At 73.7% G+C, this 17,013-nt stretch carries 19 protein-coding genes; 5 read left to right on the top strand and 14 right to left on the bottom strand.

Annotated features, from left to right (window positions below):
* Positions 1 to 66: 66 nt before the first annotated feature.
* The gene (locus tag ACTIF1_RS06140; protein WP_439595502.1) at positions 67 to 723 is read right to left on the bottom strand and encodes a Crp/Fnr family transcriptional regulator; all 657 of its coding nucleotides are present in this window, start codon (positions 721 to 723) and stop codon (positions 67 to 69) included.
* 56 nt (positions 724 to 779) lie between these two features.
* Positions 780 to 2,210 carry a S8 family serine peptidase gene (locus ACTIF1_RS06145; protein WP_439595503.1) on the bottom strand — a complete coding sequence of 477 codons (1,431 nt, stop codon included), beginning with the start codon at positions 2,208 to 2,210 and terminating at the stop codon, positions 780 to 782.
* 166 nt (positions 2,211 to 2,376) lie between these two features.
* Here ACTIF1_RS06145 and ACTIF1_RS06150 point away from each other — a divergent pair, with 166 nt between their 5' ends.
* The 3 genes from ACTIF1_RS06150 to ACTIF1_RS06160 are packed head-to-tail and all read left to right on the top strand — an operon-like array spanning position 2,377 to position 6,475.
* On the top strand, positions 2,377 to 4,119 hold the full coding sequence (locus ACTIF1_RS06150) for an adenylate/guanylate cyclase domain-containing protein (RefSeq protein ID WP_439595615.1): 1,743 nt from the start codon (positions 2,377 to 2,379) through the stop codon (positions 4,117 to 4,119).
* Positions 4,120 to 4,141: 22 nt separating this feature from the next.
* Positions 4,142 to 5,293: a phosphatase PAP2 family protein gene (locus tag ACTIF1_RS06155; protein WP_439595504.1), complete on the top strand. Its 1,152-nt coding sequence runs from the start codon at positions 4,142 to 4,144 to the stop codon at positions 5,291 to 5,293.
* A 54-nt stretch (positions 5,294 to 5,347) separates the two neighbouring features.
* The gene (locus ACTIF1_RS06160) at positions 5,348 to 6,475 is read left to right on the top strand and encodes a glycosyltransferase family 29 protein (protein WP_439595505.1); all 1,128 of its coding nucleotides are present in this window, start codon (positions 5,348 to 5,350) and stop codon (positions 6,473 to 6,475) included.
* A 4-nt stretch (positions 6,476 to 6,479) separates the two neighbouring features.
* On the opposite strand, the gene ACTIF1_RS06165 is transcribed toward ACTIF1_RS06160, so the two are convergent.
* From ACTIF1_RS06165 to ACTIF1_RS06195, 7 genes are all read right to left on the bottom strand, one after another.
* Entirely contained in the window at positions 6,480 to 6,866 is a 387-nt protein-coding gene (locus ACTIF1_RS06165) for a DoxX family protein (RefSeq protein WP_439595506.1), read from the bottom strand.
* Between the two features lie 103 nt (positions 6,867 to 6,969).
* Positions 6,970 to 7,551 carry a nitrile hydratase subunit alpha gene (locus ACTIF1_RS06170; RefSeq protein WP_439595507.1) on the bottom strand — a complete coding sequence of 194 codons (582 nt, stop codon included), beginning with the start codon at positions 7,549 to 7,551 and terminating at the stop codon, positions 6,970 to 6,972.
* Entirely contained in the window at positions 7,551 to 7,838 is a 288-nt protein-coding gene (locus tag ACTIF1_RS06175; RefSeq protein WP_439595508.1) for an SH3-like domain-containing protein, read from the bottom strand. Before ACTIF1_RS06175 ends, ACTIF1_RS06170 begins: the two co-directional genes overlap by 1 nt.
* Positions 7,835 to 8,140 (bottom strand): nitrile hydratase, encoded by a 306-nt coding sequence (locus ACTIF1_RS06180; protein ID WP_439595509.1) that lies wholly within the window; start codon positions 8,138 to 8,140, stop codon positions 7,835 to 7,837. The genes ACTIF1_RS06175 and ACTIF1_RS06180 overlap by 4 nt, the downstream gene beginning before the upstream one ends.
* 10 nt (positions 8,141 to 8,150) lie before the next feature.
* Positions 8,151 to 9,116 carry an SH3 domain-containing protein gene (locus tag ACTIF1_RS06185; protein WP_439595616.1) on the bottom strand — a complete coding sequence of 322 codons (966 nt, stop codon included), beginning with the start codon at positions 9,114 to 9,116 and terminating at the stop codon, positions 8,151 to 8,153.
* Positions 9,117 to 9,247: 131 nt separating this feature from the next.
* On the bottom strand, positions 9,248 to 9,622 hold the full coding sequence (locus ACTIF1_RS06190) for a DsrE/DsrF/DrsH-like family protein (protein ID WP_439595510.1): 375 nt from the start codon (positions 9,620 to 9,622) through the stop codon (positions 9,248 to 9,250).
* Positions 9,619 to 10,443, bottom strand: coding sequence for a HesA/MoeB/ThiF family protein (locus ACTIF1_RS06195; protein WP_439595511.1), 825 nt, complete (start codon positions 10,441 to 10,443; stop codon positions 9,619 to 9,621). The genes ACTIF1_RS06190 and ACTIF1_RS06195 overlap by 4 nt, the downstream gene beginning before the upstream one ends.
* A gap of 85 nt (positions 10,444 to 10,528) precedes the next feature.
* On the opposite strand from ACTIF1_RS06195, the gene ACTIF1_RS06200 reads away from it, so the two are divergent.
* Complete coding sequence (locus ACTIF1_RS06200; RefSeq protein ID WP_439595512.1) at positions 10,529 to 11,206, top strand: SGNH/GDSL hydrolase family protein; 678 nt, start codon at positions 10,529 to 10,531, stop codon at positions 11,204 to 11,206.
* A 167-nt stretch (positions 11,207 to 11,373) separates the two neighbouring features.
* Here ACTIF1_RS06200 and ACTIF1_RS06205 read toward each other — a convergent pair whose 3' ends face one another.
* Both ACTIF1_RS06205 and ACTIF1_RS06210 read right to left on the bottom strand, forming a co-directional pair.
* Positions 11,374 to 12,822: an MBOAT family O-acyltransferase gene (locus ACTIF1_RS06205; protein WP_439595513.1), complete on the bottom strand. Its 1,449-nt coding sequence runs from the start codon at positions 12,820 to 12,822 to the stop codon at positions 11,374 to 11,376.
* A complete protein-coding gene (locus ACTIF1_RS06210) occupies positions 12,776 to 14,062 on the bottom strand; it encodes a GDSL-type esterase/lipase family protein (protein ID WP_439595514.1) in 1,287 nt (428 codons plus the stop codon). Before ACTIF1_RS06210 ends, ACTIF1_RS06205 begins: the two co-directional genes overlap by 47 nt.
* 78 nt (positions 14,063 to 14,140) lie before the next feature.
* Between ACTIF1_RS06210 and ACTIF1_RS06215 the strand changes: the two genes are divergently transcribed.
* Positions 14,141 to 14,920 (top strand): DUF459 domain-containing protein, encoded by a 780-nt coding sequence (locus ACTIF1_RS06215; RefSeq protein ID WP_439595515.1) that lies wholly within the window; start codon positions 14,141 to 14,143, stop codon positions 14,918 to 14,920.
* Here ACTIF1_RS06215 and ACTIF1_RS06220 read toward each other — a convergent pair whose 3' ends face one another.
* The 3 genes from ACTIF1_RS06220 to hemC all read right to left on the bottom strand — a co-directional run bounded on the left by ACTIF1_RS06220 (position 14,921) and on the right by hemC (position 17,011).
* Positions 14,921 to 15,268 (bottom strand): bleomycin resistance protein, encoded by a 348-nt coding sequence (locus ACTIF1_RS06220; protein ID WP_439595516.1) that lies wholly within the window; start codon positions 15,266 to 15,268, stop codon positions 14,921 to 14,923.
* Positions 15,265 to 15,873: a nitroreductase family protein gene (locus tag ACTIF1_RS06225; protein WP_439595517.1), complete on the bottom strand. Its 609-nt coding sequence runs from the start codon at positions 15,871 to 15,873 to the stop codon at positions 15,265 to 15,267. The genes ACTIF1_RS06220 and ACTIF1_RS06225 overlap by 4 nt, the downstream gene beginning before the upstream one ends.
* 94 nt (positions 15,874 to 15,967) lie before the next feature.
* The gene (hemC, locus tag ACTIF1_RS06230; RefSeq protein ID WP_439595518.1) at positions 15,968 to 17,011 is read right to left on the bottom strand and encodes a hydroxymethylbilane synthase; all 1,044 of its coding nucleotides are present in this window, start codon (positions 17,009 to 17,011) and stop codon (positions 15,968 to 15,970) included.
* Positions 17,012 to 17,013 lie beyond the last annotated feature (2 nt).

The raw sequence follows: 17,013 nt of genomic DNA on the forward strand, positions 1-17,013 counted from the left end.
GCGGCGGGGGCGGGGTTCCGGTCTGTGAAGCAGCTCACAGGCCCGCATTGGTCGTGGCGCGCGCCTTCAGCCTTCGATGGCGCCGAGCGCGGCGGGGTCGCGCAGCACCATCTGGCCCGCGCGCAGCTCCACCAGCCCCTCGGCGCGCCAGGCCGCGAGCTGCTTGTTCACCGCCTCCCGCGTCGCGGCGGCCAGCATGCTGAGGTCGGATTGCGACAGGCGCATGGGCAGCAGCACGCCGCCGCCGGGGGCGGGCCGGCCATAGCCGCCGGCCAGGCGCAGCAGCACGGCGGCGAGCCGTGCCGGCAGGCGCAGCGTCGCCAATTGCTCCAGCCCCGTGGAGGTCTCGCGCAGCCGGCGGCAGAGCAGGCGCAGCATGGCGCTGGCCAGTGCCGGCTCCTCGCGCAGCGCGGCCAGCACCGCCTCCCGCGGCAGCCGCACCAGCAGGCAGGGTGCCACCGCCTCCACATCGGCCGTGCGCGGGCCGGAATCCAGCACGCCGATCTCGCCCACGAGATCCACCGGCTCGACCAGCCGGAAGGTGACCATGCGCCCCTCGACGGAGGCGGCGGAGACGCGCAGCCGGCCCTGCAGCAGCACGAAGAGCGCATCCGAGGGATCGCCGCGGCGGATGAGGCTGGCGTCCTCGGCCAGGCGCAGCGTGGTGGCGCCGCGGGCCAGGCGGTGCAGCGCGGCCTCCGGCAGGTCGCGGAATTCGGGCATCGCGGCCAGCGCCGGGAGGAGGCCCGGCGCCGCGCCCTCCCGCGTCCTGCCGCCGCTCACAGCCCGAGCGCGTGGCGCGCGGCCGCCAGGTCGACGATGCCCCAGCCGAGGCGCGGGTCGTGGCCGGCCCCCGGCGGCCGCCGCGCGGTCCGCCGCAGCACGGCGCGCAGCTCGCCCGGGCTGCGCGGCGGCTTGCCCTGCGCCCGTTCCAGCCCGCGCAGCGCCGCCAGCGCGCCGCCGACCAGGCCGCAGGCGGCGGAGCTGCCGGTATTGGCGCGGTCGGCGGACCATTCGTCATGGAAATGGCTCGGGGCGCAGAGATCAGGCTTGGCGCGGGGGTCGTCCGCCTCCGGCTCAAGCCTGGCTTGCAGCGTCATCGGCAGCCCGGTCTCCTTGCCCTCGCCCAGCCGCTTCGCCCAGAGCCCGGCCAGGGCGCCCGGCGCCTGGGCGGAGGGGCCGATGGGCAGGCCATCCGACCGCACCGCGCCGACCGTCAGCACGGCGGGATGCGCATTCACCCCCGTGATGCTGCGGCCCGGGCCGATGGAGGTCTCGCCGCAGCGCGGATGCGCGCCGGGCTCGCCGCAATTGCCGGCGGCGAAGACCATGTCGATGCCGGCCTCCTCGAAGGCCAGCATGTCGCGGTTGAAGCGGTGCTGCGCGTCGTTCCAATAGGCCGGCTCATCCGGCGTCCCGGGCGGGTCGAGGTGCAAGGGGTCGAAGGCGCCCCAGGCATTCACCAGGATCCAGCGCCCCGCCAGCGACTGCTTCTCGCCCCGCGCCATCTTATGGCCGCGCCGGATATGGCGCAGCATGCGCAGCAGGATGGCGCGGGCGAGTGAGATGCTGGGCGGGCCGAGCATGGTATCCGGCAGCAGCGGCACATCCCAGATGCGCGCCGCGGGCGCAATCGACAGGACATTGCGCGCGATCATATGGCCATGCGTCAGCCCATCGGGCGGCGCATCGCCGGGATTGATCCAGATCCGCCGGCCGCGGCCGATCGGGACGAAGCGGGGCCAGCCGGCCAGCTTCTCGGCCGCGGCGGACCGGGCCCCGAAGGCGGCGCGGCGCCATTGCTGCAGCCAGCCCTGGTCGATGCCGTAGTCCAGGATCGCCACATTGATCCCGGCCCCGAGCCCGGGCTCCGCCACCTCCTCCGCCCCCATCGCCGCATGCGCCCGTGCCCGGTCGCCGAACAGGCCGCCGCCGGCGGCATAGGGCGTCCAGAGATCCGCCGGGCCGATCAGCGGATCGGGCTCGATCCGCCGGCGTGCCCGGGCGGTCAGCTGCGCGGTCGGCACGGCGATGCCGATCTGCAGCATGGGCGCCGCCGGATCCGTGCGATCCCGCGCCGCGCATTCATAGTCGAGCCGCAGGGGCGCGGCCGCATCGAGGTCGAGATGCGCGCGCACCGCCTGCAGCAGCGCTTCGTGGTCGCGCCGCGGCAGCGGCTCGGCCAGGTGGACCACCCCGCGGGTCAGCATCGCGCACCTCGCTCCGGCCCATCCGGCCTCGTTCCAGGTCCCAGGCTGACCGGCAATTTTCCATTGCGCAACGATAATAAGAGTGGGAGGCTTTCGCTCCGTGGCGAGCAGCGGAGCGGGAGCGGCCCAAGGGATGGCTTTCCGCGGCAGGCGGGGTGCAGTGCGGATGGGCGGCGAGGGGCCGCGCGCCTGCGCCGTCGCGGTCGCCGATATGGTCGGCTATACCATCCTGATGGAGGTGGCGCCGGCGGCCACCCATTCCGCCTGGATGCGCCTGCTCACCGGCACGTTGCGCCCGCTGGCGGAGGCCTGGGGCTGCCGCTTCCTGAAATCCACCGGCGATGGCGTGACCGTGGAATTCGCCGAAGCCCTGGCGGCGCAGGGCTGGGCGCTGGCGGTGCAGCAGGCGGTGCAGGCGCAGGACCGGCCGGAGGCGCCGCCGATCGCCTTCCGCATCGGCCTCGATGCCGGCCGCGTGGTGACGGAGGGCGAGGATATCTACGGTGCCTGCGTCAATATCGCGACGCGGCTGCAGGAACACGCCCCGCCCGGCGGCCTCGCCATGACCGAGGCGGTGCGCGCGGCGCTCGACCCCGACCCCGGCCTTGTGCCGATCGGCCCGCTTTCGCTGCGCAATATCGCAACGCCGGTCGAGGCCTTCATCCGGCATCCCGCGACGCCGCCGCGGGTGCCGCGCCGCAGCCCGCCCGCCGGCCGCCCCTCCATCGCCGTGATGCCCTTCGAGGGGGCCGCCGCCGGCGATGTGGAGGCCTATTTCGCCGATGGCATCGTCGATGACATCGTGCTCTCGCTCGCCGCGCTGCGCGATCTTTCCGTCATCGCGCGCGGCGCCACGCTGGGCTGGCGCGCGGGGCCGCACGACCCCTGCGCCATCGGCCGCATCCTCGGCGTGCGCTTCGTGCTGACGGGCAGCGTGAAGCGCGCCGGCGGTGGGCTGCGGCTGGCCGCGCGGCTGGCCGAGACCGAGGGCGGCGAGGAGATCTGGCAGGACCGCTTCGAGGTGGCGGAGCGCGACATCTTCGCGCTGCAGGACGAACTCGCCGCGCGCGCCGTGGCCGGCATCGCGCCCAGCATCCGCGCCGCGGAGCTGCGGCGCGCGCTGCGCAAGCCGCCCGGGAGCCTCACCTCCTACGACCATACGCTGCGCGCCATGCATGCGCTGGACGGGCTGCAGCGCGCCCGCTTCGAGACGGCGGAACACCACCTGACGGCGGCGATGCGGGAGGATCCGGCCTATGCCGTGCCGGCCGCCTGGGCGGCGCAATGGCACAGCCTGGCGGTGGGCCAGGCCTGGAGCCGCGACCCGGCGGCGGATGCCGCCAGCGTGCAGGCGCTGGCCGCGCGCGCGGTGCAGCTCGATCCCAACAATGCGCTCGGCCACGCCATCAGCGGCCACTACCGCGCCTACCACCTGCGCGACCCGGCCAGCGCGCTGCCGCATCTCGACCGCGCCGTGCAGGTGGGGCCGGGGCATGCCCTGGCCTGGGCGCTGCGGAGCGCCTCGCTCTCCTATCTCGGCCGCGCGGCGGAGGCGCTGCCGGCGGCGCAGCATGGCTATGCGCTCTCGCCCCTCGGGGCGGACCGCTACTACTTCCAGTTCTTCGTGGGCCTCGCCCAGCATGTCAGCGGCGACCATGCGGGGGCGGTGCGCAGCATGCGTCTCTCGCTGGCCGACAGCCCCGGCTTCACCTCCGCGCATCGCATCCTGATCGCGGCACTCGATGCGCTGGGCGATGCGGCGGCGGCGCGGGGGGCGGCGGCGCAGATGCTGGCCTGCGAGCCCGGCTTCCGCGTCAGCCGCTATGCCGCCGAGCGCCAGCCCTTCGCCGATCCGGCGCTGGCCGACCAGCTGCTGGGCGCGCTGAGCCGCAGCGGCGTGCCGACATGACCGGGATGAGGGAGGCGGGGTGATGGATGCGTTCAACGGCGCGAATGGCGCCAACGGGGCGAATGGCGCCAATGGTGCGAATGGCGCCAATGGTGCGAACGGGGCCAATGGGGCGGAGGGCCTGGCCGCCGTGGTCGCCACCGGCGGTGCGCTGCGGCCGATGGGCGTCTCCCCCTGGCCCAGCGTGGAGCAGGCCCCGGCGGCGGATGGCGGGGCCAGCGTGATCTGGCGCGGCCATCCCGCCCCGCGGGTGCATCCGCTGCCTTCGCTGGACGATCTGCTGGAGGCGCAGCCGCCGTGGAACGGCGTGGCCAATGCGGCGACGCTGCTGCGGCGCGGCTTTCCCGAGGGGCCGGCCGATTCGAAGACAGCCAGCGGCGCGCTGGCCGCGGAGCTGCAGCGCTACCTGCCGACCGAGAGCGTCTTCTCCGGCTGGACCTTCAACAACCTGGCCGTGGTGGCGATGGGCGAATTCGCCGCCGCCGCGGCCTGGACGAAGCATGAGAAGGCGCTGCGGGCGCTGCTGCCGGATGCGGACGGGACGGCGTGCGAGCTTGGCATGCTCGCGGATCTCGTCGCCTTCCGCGACGGCGTGCAGGGCGAGGCGCTGGCGCAGCGCCAGGGCATCATCCCCTATTTCCAGGCGCTGGCCGGCTTCACCGCGGATTCGCATCGCGAGACCACGCGGCTCTGCACGCTCGCCCTGGCCATCGGTGAGCTGGCGGTGATGCACTACAAGCACATCTTCAACCGCGCCCGCCCCTCCGAGCTCTGTCCCATGCTGCTGCCGGCGGTGCAGGTGCCTGGCCATGCCGCCTTCCCCAGCGGCCATGCCACCGAATCCCACCTGGTGGCGCGGCTGCTGGCGGATGTGCTGCCGGAGCGTCATCCCTCCCGCCCGCTGCTGCTGCCGCTGGCGCATCGCATCGCCATCAACCGGGAGGTGCTGGGCCTGCACTACCGCAGCGACAGCGTGGCCGGGGAGTTGCTGGCCGGGCTGCTGCACCAGGACATCCTGGATTTCATCGGCTGGAAGCCGAAGGACGGCCTGATGCATGGCGAGCAGTTGCTGATCCCGGCCGCCGCCGACCGGCCGGACAATCCCACGAGCGACTCCCTCCTGGCGCGGCTGATGGCCGCCGCGCAGCGGGAATGGCACCCGCCGACGACCTGACCCTATGCTGCCCGCCGCCGGGATGGAGCCGGCCAGGGATGGGGGGATGGCAGGGTGGGCGAGGCCTCAGGCGGCCAGGATCTGCTGGCGCGGCTCCGCAAGGCGCGGCCGGCGGAACGCGGCCCGCTGCTGCGCGCCGTCTATCTGGCGGCACCCCCAGGCCCCGCGCGCATCGACCTGCTCAGCACGGCCCATCAACTCGACCCCGCCATGGCCGCCGGGGTGCTGGAGGATCTGTGCCGGGACCACCCGGCGGATGGGTTGGCGCGCGCGGCGCTGATCGAGATCCGGCAGCGGCAGGGCGATGCGGCCGCCGCCGGCCGCCTCGCCCTGGAGGATCTGGCGCGAAGACCCCACCATCCGGAGGCCGCGCTGGCCTGGCTGATGGTGGCCGCCACCGATCCCGCGCCGGAGGCCGGTCCGGTGGCACTGCGGCTCGCCGCCCTGCGGCCCTCCGTCACCCGGGACAGCCTGGCGCTGCTTTTCGCGCAGCGGCTGGGGCAGGCCCTGCTGCCGGTGGAGCCCGAAGCCTTCGTGCGTCAGGTGCGGGAGACGGCGGCGCGCCTGATCCGGCGGCAGGCGGAGGCGGAGCCGGCCGCCGCCGCCTTCCATGCCGCGGTCGGCCAGGCGGCGGCGGTGGCCGTCATCGGCAATGGCCCCAGCCTGGCAGGCCGCGGTCAGGGGGCGGCGCTGGATGCCCTGCCGCTGGTCGTGCGCTGCAACTTCCCCATGCTGGCGGGGCGGGAGGCCGATCTGGGCCGCCGGACCGATATCGTTTTCTTCGTGCAGGCCCTGAAATCCCGCATCGCCGGCGAATTGGCGGCGCGGCATGCCAGCTTTCGCAGCGCCTGGCTCACCGGCTATGCCGGCGCCGATCCCGGCCCGCCGGCACCGATCCTGATCGAGGGCCGGCCGGCCCGCCATTGCCCGCTGCCGCACGAGCTGGCGCGGCTCAGCGTGGCGCTGAGCTATTCAGCGGCGACCACCGGCCTGCGGGCGCTGATCTTCTTCGCGGCCTTTGCCGGCCGGCCGGTCTCGGCCCATGGCTTCGACTTCTTCGGCGGCGCGCACAGCATCTGGCGCGCCCGCCCCGCGTCACCCGGCCTGCACCACCGCCCGGGCTTCGAGCGCGCCTTCTGCACCCATGTGCTGGCGCCGCATTTCGGGGTGGTGATGCGCTGAAAACTCAGCCTCGGCGGTTGGCGTCCAGGCTCCAGGGCCCGGCGCCCGCCGCGGCCAGGTAGAGGAAGACGAAGCAGAAGAGGATGGCCGCGTCGCCGCCATTGTTCACCGGGAAGAAGTCGCGCGGCGCATGCGCCAGCCAATAGGCGAAGGCCATGGTGCCGGAAGCGAGGAAGGCGGCCGGGCGGGTGAAGAGGCCGAGGGTGATCAGCGCGCCCGCCACCAGTTCGATCACGCCGGCAATCCAGGGCAGGCTCAGCATCTCGGGGCCCCCGCCGCTGGCGGAGGCCGGGAAGCCCAGCAGCTTCTGCGTGCCATGTGCCAGGAACAGCAGCCCGGCGACGATGCGGAGGAGGGACAGCAGGCGCGGCGCCCAGGCGGCAGAAATCATGTCTTGTCGGTCCCGGCAGGTGGCGTGACGCGGCCAAGGGCCGATCAGTCGCGCGTGCAACGCAGCAGGACTGGTTGCGGCGCGCGCTCTCTCGCAGCCGTGATCAGATGGCGGGCAGCCGCGTGCCGACCAGCACGTCCCGCGTCACCAGCCCCGCCAGCCGCGCCGCGTCCCAGCCCTCCGTGCCCGCGGGGCGGGTGGGCAGCACCATCCACCGAAAATCGGCGGTGCTGTCGACCACGCGGATCTGCGTCGCCTCCGGCAGGCTGGTGCCCCATTCGGCCAGAACGCCGCGCGGGTCGCGGATGGCCCGCGCCCGATAGGCGGCGGATTTGTACCAATGCGGCGGATAGCCGAGCACCGCGCGCGGGTAGCAGGAGCACAGTGTGCAGACCACCAGGTGATGCAGCCCCGGCGCATCCGCCAGCACGCCGAGCGGCGGCGCCCCGGCCATGGAAACGCCCATCGCCTCGGCGGCTGCGCTGCCATCGCGCAGCATCAGCGCGTGGTAGGCGGGGTCGGTCCAGGCGCGCGCCACCATGGCGGCGCCGATGCGCGGATCGGCGCGGTCGGTGCGCTCGATCTGCTCCGCGATCTGCGCCTCCGTCACGATGCCGCGGGCGGCCAGCGCCGCGGTGAAGCGCGCCAGCAGCGCGACGCTTTCGGGGCTCGGGTCATGGGCCATCAGGCGGCAGGCTCCAGCCAATGCTCGTAGAGCTCGACCAGCACCGTGTCCCCGGCCTCGCCCTCGTTCCACAGGGAGGGCTGGTCGAAGCGCACATGGTACAGCGGGATGGTGGCGGCGGGCCGGGCGAAGGCCAGGTCCTCCGGATTGCGGAAGGCGCCGAGCGGGCGTTCCACCACGCCTTCGCGGCCGCGCAGGTAATGCGGCGTGCGGATATGGCAGGGGCCGCGGGTCTCGGGATAGTCGGCGCGGACGCGGATGCGGGCACCGGGTGCGAAATTCGTCATCCGCGCAGATCCTCCGCCGTAACCACGCCCTTCTCCAGCATCAGGCCGGAGATCGAGCGCAGCCAGCGCTCGTAATAGCCGAGGGCGTGGTACTCGGCCTCCGGAATCGCCTCCACCCCGCGGCGCAGCTCATCCACCGACATCAGCCCGCGCTGGGCGAGCAGCTGCCGCAGCGCATCGACGCGCTTGCCGAAATCATCGGGCGGCGCCGCGTCGTCCGGCTCCACCGGGGTGCAGCGGAAGCGGGGCGCGCCGCCGATGTCATGGGTGGCGGGGGCGGGGAGGGGGGCGTCGTCGGGCATGACGGACAGCCTATTTGATCTCTTCCTCGAGTCCCACGCCCCAAATCTCGGCGCGGCGCAGATATCCGCGATGATTGGCGACCTGGACCTCGCACCAGGGGGCGCCGGCGGCGCATTCGCGGATGCGGCCGATGACGCCGGGGCGCAGGCGCGCCACGGCATTGGCCGTCTCCTCCGGCCGGCGGCGCAGCGTGGCCTCCGGCGCCGGGGCGGCGGGGCGCACCAGCACGGTGCGGCGACCGGCCAGGGTGGAGGAATGCACCCAGCCCTCCGTGCCATCGGCGTCGCGGATGCGGCGCCAGAGCTGAAACTCGCCGATGATCTGAACCGGCAGGTCGCGCCGCTGGAAGGTCCATTCGATCGGATAGCTGGTGGAAGGCCCCACCCGCATATTCACCTCGTCCGAGCGCAGCGCGGCGAAGCGCGGCAGGGGCAGGCCGGTGACCGAGCCGACCGGCGGGATGGGAGGCGGGCTGGCGGGCAAGGCGGGCTCCGGCGGCCGGGCCGTGGCGGCGGCGGCCCCGGCAGCCGCCCCGGCGGCGGCTGCCCCCGCGGCCGCGCCTGTGGCGGCCGGGCGGCGATTGGCGGGCGGCGGGGCGCGGCCGATGGTCGGCGCGGGCTGGCCGGGACGGTTGGCGGCTGGCGCCTGCGGCCGGGCCGGCGTGCTGGGCTGCGCCTGGCTGGGCCGCGGCGCGGCGGGGCGGCTGGCCGGCTGCGAGGGGGCCTGGGCCTGGGACGGGGCCTGGGACTGGGCCTGGGACTGGGACTGGGACGGGGTCTGGCCGGACGGGGTGGCCGGCCGGTTCGGCGGCAGGGCCAGGGAACGGGGCTGTTCCGAGGGCACCAGCCGGGGCGCCGCCGGGGTGGCGGGCCGCGGCGGCGGCAGGTTGCCCTGGTTCGGGGCCAGGCTGGATTGCGCCTGCGCCCCGGCCACCCAGACCGGCGCCAGGCCTGCCAGGGCGAGCAGCGACAGCACGAGCAAGGCCAGGGCAAGCAGAGCTGGGGCAAGCAGAGCTGGGGCGAGCAGGGCTGGGCGGACAGGGACCATGCCCCGATCCCTCCCCCATCCTGCCGTGTCGGGTCAAGCGCGCAGGTGGGTCGCGGCGGCTACACTGTGGCGATCTGGCCGTCACCCACCGCCGCCAGGAAGGTCACCACCCCGGCCACCTCCACGCCGGGGGCCAGGCCGGCCTCCGCCAGGCCTTCCGCCCGCAGCCCGGCCTCGCAGGCGATGCGGCGGATGCCCAGCTCCTCCGCCGCTTCCAGCAGGGCGGCCAGGGTCGCCACGCCACGCTCCGCCAGCAGGGTTTCACGCGCATCGGCCCGCAGCGGCGTCTGCGCCAGCAGGAGGCGGCAGCCCTGGTTGCTGGCGAAAAGCACCACCTCCCGCCCGATCGCCGCCGCGCCGGTGGCCAGCACAAGCGCGTAATGCGCCCGGTCATGCGTGCCGGAGAGCAGCAGGATGCCGAGCGGCGGGCTCACACCGCGCAGGCCGGCGCGACTGGCGTCGCATGGGCGGAGAGGTCGTGGATGGTCGGGTTTTCGCCGCAGAGCGGACAGGCCGGGTCGCGCCGCAGCTTCACGGTGCGGAAGCGCATGTCCAGCGCATCCCAGAGCAGCAGGCGGCCCGAAAGACCCTCGCCGATGCCGAGGACCAGCTTCAGCACCTCCGTCGCCTGCAGCGTGCCCATCACGCCGGTGACGGCGCCCAGCACCCCGGCCTCGGAACAGGTGGGCACGAGGCCATCCGGCGGCGGTTCCGGATGCAGGCAGCGGTGGCAGGGGTGCGGCGCGCCCTCATGGCTGCGGAAGACGGAAAGCTGGCCCTCGAAGCGCAGCACGGCGGCGGAGACCAGCGGCCGGCCCAGCAGGTGGCAGGCATCGCCGAGCAGGAAGCGCGTGCCGAAATTGTCCGTGCCGTCGCAGACCAGGTCGTAGTTCTGCACATTCGCCCAGGCCCAGTCGGCATCGAGGCGCCGGGCATGGATCTCCACCCGTGTCTCGGGGTTCAGGGCGCCGATCGTCTCCGCCGCGCTCTCGGCCTTGTTGCGGCCGATTCGGGTCGTGCTGTGGGCCACCTGGCGCTGCAGGTTGGACAGTTCCAGCTGGTCGTCATCGATGATGCCCAGCGTGCCGATGCCGGCGGCGGCGAGATACAGCGCCAGGGGCGAGCCGAGGCCCCCGGCGCCCACAAGCAGGACGCGCGCGGCGCGCAGCTTCGCCTGGCCGATCGCGCCCACCTCCTCCAGCAGGATGTGGCGCGAATAGCGGCGGAGCTCCGCCTCGGTGAAATCGAGGTCCATGGACGGGATATGGGCGCGGCCGGTCACCCGCTGCAAGGCGGTGGCTTCATCCTCGGTTAGCCGGGGCGGTGGCAGAAGCCCGGGCGTGACCGCAAAGCTGCGACGCCTCCTCGTCCTGGCCGGGCTGCTGCTCCCCGCCCCCGCCTGGGCCTGCCCGGACCTGCTGCTGGGCGACAGCCTGGCGGTGGGCATGGCGCCCTATGCGCGGGCCGCCGGCTATGAGGTGGTGGCCCAGACCGGCGCCGGCCTGCCCTGGCTGCGCCAGCAGGCGCCGCGCTGCGTCGGGCGGCTGGTGCTGGTCTTCGGCACCAACGATCTGCGCGGCCTGGGTCCGGAGGCGGCGGAAGCCTATCCGCGCCAGATCGCGGCGGTGATGGAACGCTGGCCGGCGGCGCGCACCATCTGGGCCACCCCGGGCTGCTTCCCGCGCGATCCGGCGCTGGAAACCGCAAGCCGCCTGCTGGACCGGGCGCTGCTGGACAGCCAGGTCCAGGCCGATGCGGCGCTGGCGCATCTGCCGGCCCTGCATCGCGGCCGCGTCTCCCGCTGCACCACCCCCACGGCGGATGGCGTGCATCCGACGGCGGAGGGCTATCGAAGCTGGTGGGAGGGGCTGCAGGGCCTGCTGGCTCAGCGGCCAGCGGAGAGGAACGCGGCCACGGCCTCCGTCGCGGCGGGGATGCCGAGCGCGGTCGTGGCGCCGTCCCAGGCCTCGGCCAGGGCGATCAGCGCCTCGGTCCCCGGCGCCAGCGGCAGGCCATAGGCGGCGTCCAGGATGGCGCCCGAGCGGCCGGCGGCGAAGACCAGCAGAGCGAGGCCCACGACCAGCACCGCCCGCCCGGCCGGCAGCGTGGCGCTGCGCGGCGAGAAATCATCCGGCAGGTCGCTCGGCGCATCGGTCAGCCAGGGCTGGGGCATGTTCGAAAGACCTCAGAACTGGAAGTAGATGAAGGGCGCCACGCCCTCCGGCGCTGCCAGGATGATCGCCAGCATTGCCAGGCCGAAGACCAGGCCGAGCAGCGGCGCGGGCAGCGGGCGCAGCGCGGATTCCAGGCGCTGGCGCAGGTCCGGCGGGGCGAAATGCAGGCCAAGGCCGAGCGCCATGATGGCCAGGATGCGCGGCGTCCAGGCGGCATCGGGCGCGGCCGCCGCAAGGCCTTCGGCCAGGGCGGCGACGGTGGCGAGGTCGGGCGCCCGGAACAGCACGAAGGCCAGCACCACGATGTGGAAGGTGATGGCCCAGCGCAGCACCTTCCCCGCGGCGGAGGCCGGCACCGCGCGCCCGCCCAGCGCCCGCTCCAGCACCAGCGCCAGCCCGTGCAGCGCGCCCCAGATCACGAAGGTCCAGGCGGCGCCGTGCCAGATGCCGCCCAGCAGCATGGTGACCAGCAGGTTGCGCCGCGTTTGCGCCTCCGTCCCGCGGCTGCCGCCCAGCGGCTTGAACAGATAGTCGCGCAGCCAGGAGGAGAGGGAGATGTGCCAGCGGCGCCAGAAGTCCGACAGAGTCAGGGCGCGGAAGGGCTGCGCGAAATTGCGCGGGAAATGATAGCCGAGCAGCGCCGCGAGCCCGATCGCCATGTCCGAATAGCCGGAGAAATCCAGCCAGATCTGGATGGTATAGCCGTAGCAGGCGAGCAGGATGTCGCCGGCGCCGAAGCCGCCGGGGTCGCGGAAGACCGGGTCCACCAGCCCCGTCGCCAGCTCATTCGCCAGCAGCATCTTTTTCGCGAGGCCCCCCAGGATCAGCAGGCACCCCATGACCACGGGGATGCGCGACCGGTCCGGCACCTGGGCGAGCTGCGGCAGGAATTGCGCGGCGCGCACGATGGGGCCGGCGGCGAGGTGGGGGAAGAAGGTCAGGTAGACCAGCACCTTGAGCGGCGAGGCCTCGGCCCGCGCCTCCCCGCGATGCACGTCCACCATGTAGGAGATGGCCTGGAAGACATAGAAGGAGATGCCGACCGGCAGCAGGATCTCGGGCAGTGGCAGCGGCGGCAGGCCGAGCGCCACCCCGATCGGCGAGGTTTCCCGAATGAGGAAGCCCGCATATTTGAACCAGCCGAGCCAGGCCAGCACGCCGCCGACGCCGAGCCAGAGCAGGCCGCGCCCGCGCCCGTCCGCGACGCCGCGGCCTATCGCCCAGGTCCAGAGCCCCACCGCCAGCAGCGCGATGCAGAAGGCCAGGCTGAAGGCGGAATAGAACACGAAATTCGCCAGCAGCAGGAAAGGCAGCACCAGCCGCGGCGCCCGGCGCACCAGCAGCCAGTGGAGGCCGAGCACCGCGGCGAAGAAGATCGCGAAGAGGCCGGTCGGGAAGAGCATCCGGCTGCGGTCAGGCGCCTGCCGGGCCGAGTCCGGCGCCGCGCAGCAGATGCGCATGCAGCCGGTCCGCCGTCTGCCGATAGCCATCGGCAGTGAAATGCACCAGGTCGGGCCGCATCAGCCCGGCACGGACCAGGCCGGGCAGGCGGCAGGGGTCCTGGGTGACCTCCGCCGACCAGTCGAAGAAGCCCACCCTTTCGCGCGCCGCGACCTGGCGCTGGGTGGCGCGCACCGCCTCCAGCGCCGTCAGTGGCGCCACCGGGCAGGCGCCGCGGCCGCGGCGGATCGGGCGGCCGGCATCCGGCGCGCCCATGAGCAGGATGCCGCTGCGCGGGCTGGCGGCGCGCAGCGCGGCGATGCGGCGGGACAGGGCGAGCGCATAGGCGGCCGGATCGAAATCCCGGTCGGTGGCCTCGTTGGTGCCGTATTCCAGGATGATCAGCGCCGGTGGCGCCACCGCCAGCTCCGCCGCCAGGATATCGGGCGCACGATTGTCCAGCGTGGCGAGGGTTGCGCCATTGATGCCGAAGGACTCCACCAGCACGCCGCTGCCGCGCCGGTCGATGCCCCAGCCCAGCAGCGCCACCGGCCCGTCGCCGACCAGTTCCAGCGCCACCTCCCGCGTGCCGGGCGACAGGTCGAGGCGGATCAGCCGGAGCCGCGGCGCCGGGGTGCGGCTGGCGCGCGGCGTCTCCGAAATGCCGGCGCCGAGGACCCGGAAGCTGCCGCTGTCCGGGCCGCAATGCAGCGCCAGGTGCAGCCGGTCGAAGCCGCGCAGGTCGCTGCTGCGCAGGCCGATCCGGTCGCCCGCGCGTTCCCCGGTCAGCCGGTAGCCGGTCAGGCCGAAGGGGCCGGGGGTGGCGGCGCGCAGCGCATGGGCGGAGGTCCATTCCCCCTCCTGCTCCAGCGCCAGGCCGGCCGGGACAAAACTGCGATTGGCGCGGCCGGGTGGCATGCGGCCGGGGCCGATGGCGCCGAAGCGGGCCTGCAGATGCTCCCGCAGCCGCTCCGCCATGCGGGGAAAGGCGATGTGGCTGTCGCCCAGCACCAGCACCAGGGCGCGTCCTTGCGCGCCCCCCTGCAGCGCGCGCAGCGCGGCACCCAGCGGGGCCAGCGGATCGGCGGCGCCGGGCGGCGGCAGCAGGGCCTCGTAATCCGGATCGGGCGCGGTCGCGAGACCCTCCGCCAGGCGGGCGGACTCGGCATCGCGGCGGCCGGCGGGGGGCGAATCGGCGCCGCAGCCGGCCAGCAGGCCGGCGCACGCCAGGGTGGAAAAAAGGCCGCGTCTTTTCAGCATCCTGCGGCCACCATCCTTATCCTGTTCATCGCGCGCTGCTAGTCTGGCCGAAATCCCCGTCTCTGCGGAGTGCCTTGGATGCGGTCAGGTCGCTGGCATGGGTTTTCGACCAGGCGGAGCCTTCTTTGCGCGGCCGCGGCCGGCCTTCTCGCCCCGGCCGGGCGGGCGCGGGGGGCGGAGGGCGCGGCCTCGGCGCCGGAGCGGCTGAACCTGCTGTTCCTGGGGGATTCGCTCGCCCAGGGGTTGTTCCTCTCGCTCAGCCCCGTGCTGCGCCGCCGGCCGACGCCGCGCCTCATCAACGGCACGCTGCACGCCACCGGCGTGACCCGCACGGATGAGCATGACTGGAGCAGCGTGACGCGGGATCTGGTGGCGCTGCATGAGCCGCAGCTGGTGGTCTTCTGGATCGGCGCCAATGATTTTCGGCCCCTGGTGGTGCGGGAGGAGCGGGTGCGGCACCGCTTCGGCACGCCCGGCTATGCCGAGCATTATGCCCGGCGGGTGGTGGAGATGACCGGCCATGCCGTGCATGCCGGCGCGCGCGTGCTCTGGCTCGGCCTGCCGAATATGCGGGAGCCGCAATTCGCCGGCGCGGCGCGGCAGCTGAATGCCATCCAGCAGGCCGCGGCCGCATCGGCCGGGGCGCAATGGGTGGATACCTGGGACGCCACCAGCGATGCCGATGGCCGCTACCTGCCGAGCGTGCCGGTGCAGACCGCGACCCGGGTTTTTCGGGCGGAGGATGGGGTGCATTTCACCGGCTGGGGCTATCTGCGCATCGGCGCGCTGCTCTTCGACACCGCCGCCGAGCGATTCCCGGAACTGGCGCCAGGGCTCGGGCGGCTGACGGAGGCCTGATCAGACCTCCGTGCAGCCGAAGCGCAGCAGGTTGCCGTGCGGGTCGTGCAGGTGGAATTCGTGCATGTTCCAGGGCCGCAGCGCGAAGTCGGACAGGCCCGGGACGCCGCGGGCGGCGAATTCCGCATGCAGCGCCGGCACCTGGCCGCCGCGGATATAGCAGGCGGTGTGTTCCGGATGGATGCGGTCCTTGCAGAGCCAGAAATGCAGCTCCATCGCCTGCCGCCGGGCGATGGCATAGTCGCCATAGGTCTCCCCGGTGAAGCCGAGCTGGTCGCGGTAGAAGGCCAGGGTCTCGGCCAGGTCGAGCGAGGCGAGGATGGGGATGCAGCGGGCCGGGTCGGTCATGCCGGCTGCCAGTCCCGCCAGAAGCCCCCGGGCGCCGGGCGCTGCGGGCGGGGGCGCTCGGCCTCCGGCGTGCCGATATAGATCCAGCCCAGCAGCCGGTCCGTTTCGGAAAAGCCCAGCGCCGCCTTGACGGCCGGGTCCTGCAAGGCCGGGGAGGAGAGCCAGCAGCAGCCGAAGCCCATCGCATCCAGGGCATTGAGGAAGTTCATGATGCCGGCGGCGGCGGTGGCTTCCTGTTCCCAGGCGGGGATCTTCGGATGCGCCCGGATGGCGGCGCCGGCAGCGACCACCAGGGGCGCGCGCAGCGGCTTGGCGCGTTCGAGGTCCAGCCGCGCCTCCGGCGTCGCGGGGTCGCGCGTCAGCAGCGACTGGGCCAGCATCTCGCCCAGCGCGGCGCGGGCCTCGCCCTGGATGCCGAGGAAGCGCCAGGGCCGCAGCCCGCCATGGTCCGGCGCGCAGGTGGCGGCGGCCACCGCCTGGGACAGCGCCGCCGCATCCGGCGCGGGGTCGTGCAGCTGACGGGGCGGGACGGAGGCGCGGGCCAGCAGGGCGCGCACCACCTGGTTGGCGGGCGCCTCGGGGGCGGGGAAGGGGGCTTCGGGCATGGTCGTCCTGCGGCAGGGTCCGACCTAGATGATGCGAATCATTCGCATTTACAAGTTTCGGAGCGTGACGGGGGCCGAAGCCCCCGATCCCTCCTCAGCCGAAGATATCGGCCGGGCTGTCGCGGCGCAGGCTCTCGCCCAGCTCACGGCCCATCGCCGCGGCATCGGCCGGCGCGCCCCAGAGCTTGCGCTTCAGCAGGAAGGAGCCATCGGCGCGGGCCACTAGGCCCGTCAGCTGCAGCGAACCATCCGGCCGGAATTGCGCATGGCCGCCGATCGGCGTGCGGCAGGACCCGTCGAGCGAGCCCAGCAGGGCGCGTTCCGCGGCGGAGACGCAGGCCGCGTTGCGATCCTCGATGGCGGAAAGCAGCTCGCGCAGCTCCACGTCATCGGCCCGGACGGTGACGCCGACGATGCCCTGGCAGGCGGCCGGGACCATTGTTTCCGCATCCAGCACCACGGCGGCCTCATGCGCCATTTCCATGCGCTTGAGGCCGGCGATGGCCAGCAGCGAGGCCTGCGGCCCGCCCTCGGCCCGCACCTTGGCCAGGCGCATCTGCACATTGCCGCGGATGATCTCCACCCGCAGGTCCGGCCGGGCATGCAGCAGCTGGCTCTGCCGGCGGATGGAGGCGGTGCCGATCAGCGCGCCCTGCGGCAGGCAGGCATAGGGATCCTCGGATGCCGCGCCGGGGCAGCTGGGCCCGAGCACGATGGCGTCGCGCGAATCCTCCCGCTGCAGGGCGCAGGCCAGCACGATGCCGGGCGGCAGCTCCGTCTCCAGGTCCTTCATGCTGTGCACGGCGAAATCGATCCGCCCGTCCAGCAGCGCCTCATGGATTTCCTTGGCGAAGAGGCCCTTGCCGCCGATATCGGCCAGCCGCTTGTCCTGCACCTTGTCGCCGGAGGTGGCGATGACGCATTCCTCGAAGGCCTTCACCTCCCGCAGCAGCGGGCAGACCTTGGTGATGAGGCCGAGGAAGTGCCGCGTCTGCCACAGCGCCAGCGGCGAGCCCCGGGTGCCCACCTTCAGCGGCAGGGTCCGGGTGGACTGGCGGTGCTGCGGCGAATGGCCATGGATGGCGCCCCGCCGGCGCAGCGCCTCGGCGGCGGTGGAGTCGTTTGCGTTCAGCAGCATGC

It is taken from the genome of Falsiroseomonas sp. (assembly GCF_051860665.1).
GTDB lineage: Bacteria > Pseudomonadota > Alphaproteobacteria > Acetobacterales > Acetobacteraceae > Falsiroseomonas.

Coding starts and splice junctions, on each gene's coding strand:
- ACTIF1_RS06165 (WP_439595506.1), bottom strand. CDS start 6,866: ATGATTTCTGCCGCCTGGGCGCCGCGCCTGCTGTCCCTCCTCCGCATC.
- ACTIF1_RS06150 (WP_439595615.1), top strand. CDS start 2,377: ATGGGCGGCGAGGGGCCGCGCGCCTGCGCCGTCGCGGTCGCCGATATG.
- ACTIF1_RS06215 (WP_439595515.1), top strand. CDS start 14,141: ATGCGGTCAGGTCGCTGGCATGGGTTTTCGACCAGGCGGAGCCTTCTT.
- ACTIF1_RS06225 (WP_439595517.1), bottom strand. CDS start 15,873: ATGCCCGAAGCCCCCTTCCCCGCCCCCGAGGCGCCCGCCAACCAGGTG.
- ACTIF1_RS06175 (WP_439595508.1), bottom strand. CDS start 7,838: ATGACGAATTTCGCACCCGGTGCCCGCATCCGCGTCCGCGCCGACTAT.
- ACTIF1_RS06195 (WP_439595511.1), bottom strand. CDS start 10,443: ATGGACCTCGATTTCACCGAGGCGGAGCTCCGCCGCTATTCGCGCCAC.
- ACTIF1_RS06155 (WP_439595504.1), top strand. CDS start 4,142: ATGGATGCGTTCAACGGCGCGAATGGCGCCAACGGGGCGAATGGCGCC.
- ACTIF1_RS06170 (WP_439595507.1), bottom strand. CDS start 7,551: ATGGCCCATGACCCGAGCCCCGAAAGCGTCGCGCTGCTGGCGCGCTTC.
- ACTIF1_RS06205 (WP_439595513.1), bottom strand. CDS start 12,822: ATGCGCATCTGCTGCGCGGCGCCGGACTCGGCCCGGCAGGCGCCTGAC.
- ACTIF1_RS06180 (WP_439595509.1), bottom strand. CDS start 8,140: ATGCCCGACGACGCCCCCCTCCCCGCCCCCGCCACCCATGACATCGGC.
- ACTIF1_RS06140 (WP_439595502.1), bottom strand. CDS start 723: ATGCCCGAATTCCGCGACCTGCCGGAGGCCGCGCTGCACCGCCTGGCC.
- ACTIF1_RS06220 (WP_439595516.1), bottom strand. CDS start 15,268: ATGACCGACCCGGCCCGCTGCATCCCCATCCTCGCCTCGCTCGACCTG.
- hemC (WP_439595518.1), bottom strand. CDS start 17,011: ATGCTGCTGAACGCAAACGACTCCACCGCCGCCGAGGCGCTGCGCCGG.
- ACTIF1_RS06210 (WP_439595514.1), bottom strand. CDS start 14,062: ATGCTGAAAAGACGCGGCCTTTTTTCCACCCTGGCGTGCGCCGGCCTG.
- ACTIF1_RS06145 (WP_439595503.1), bottom strand. CDS start 2,210: ATGCTGACCCGCGGGGTGGTCCACCTGGCCGAGCCGCTGCCGCGGCGC.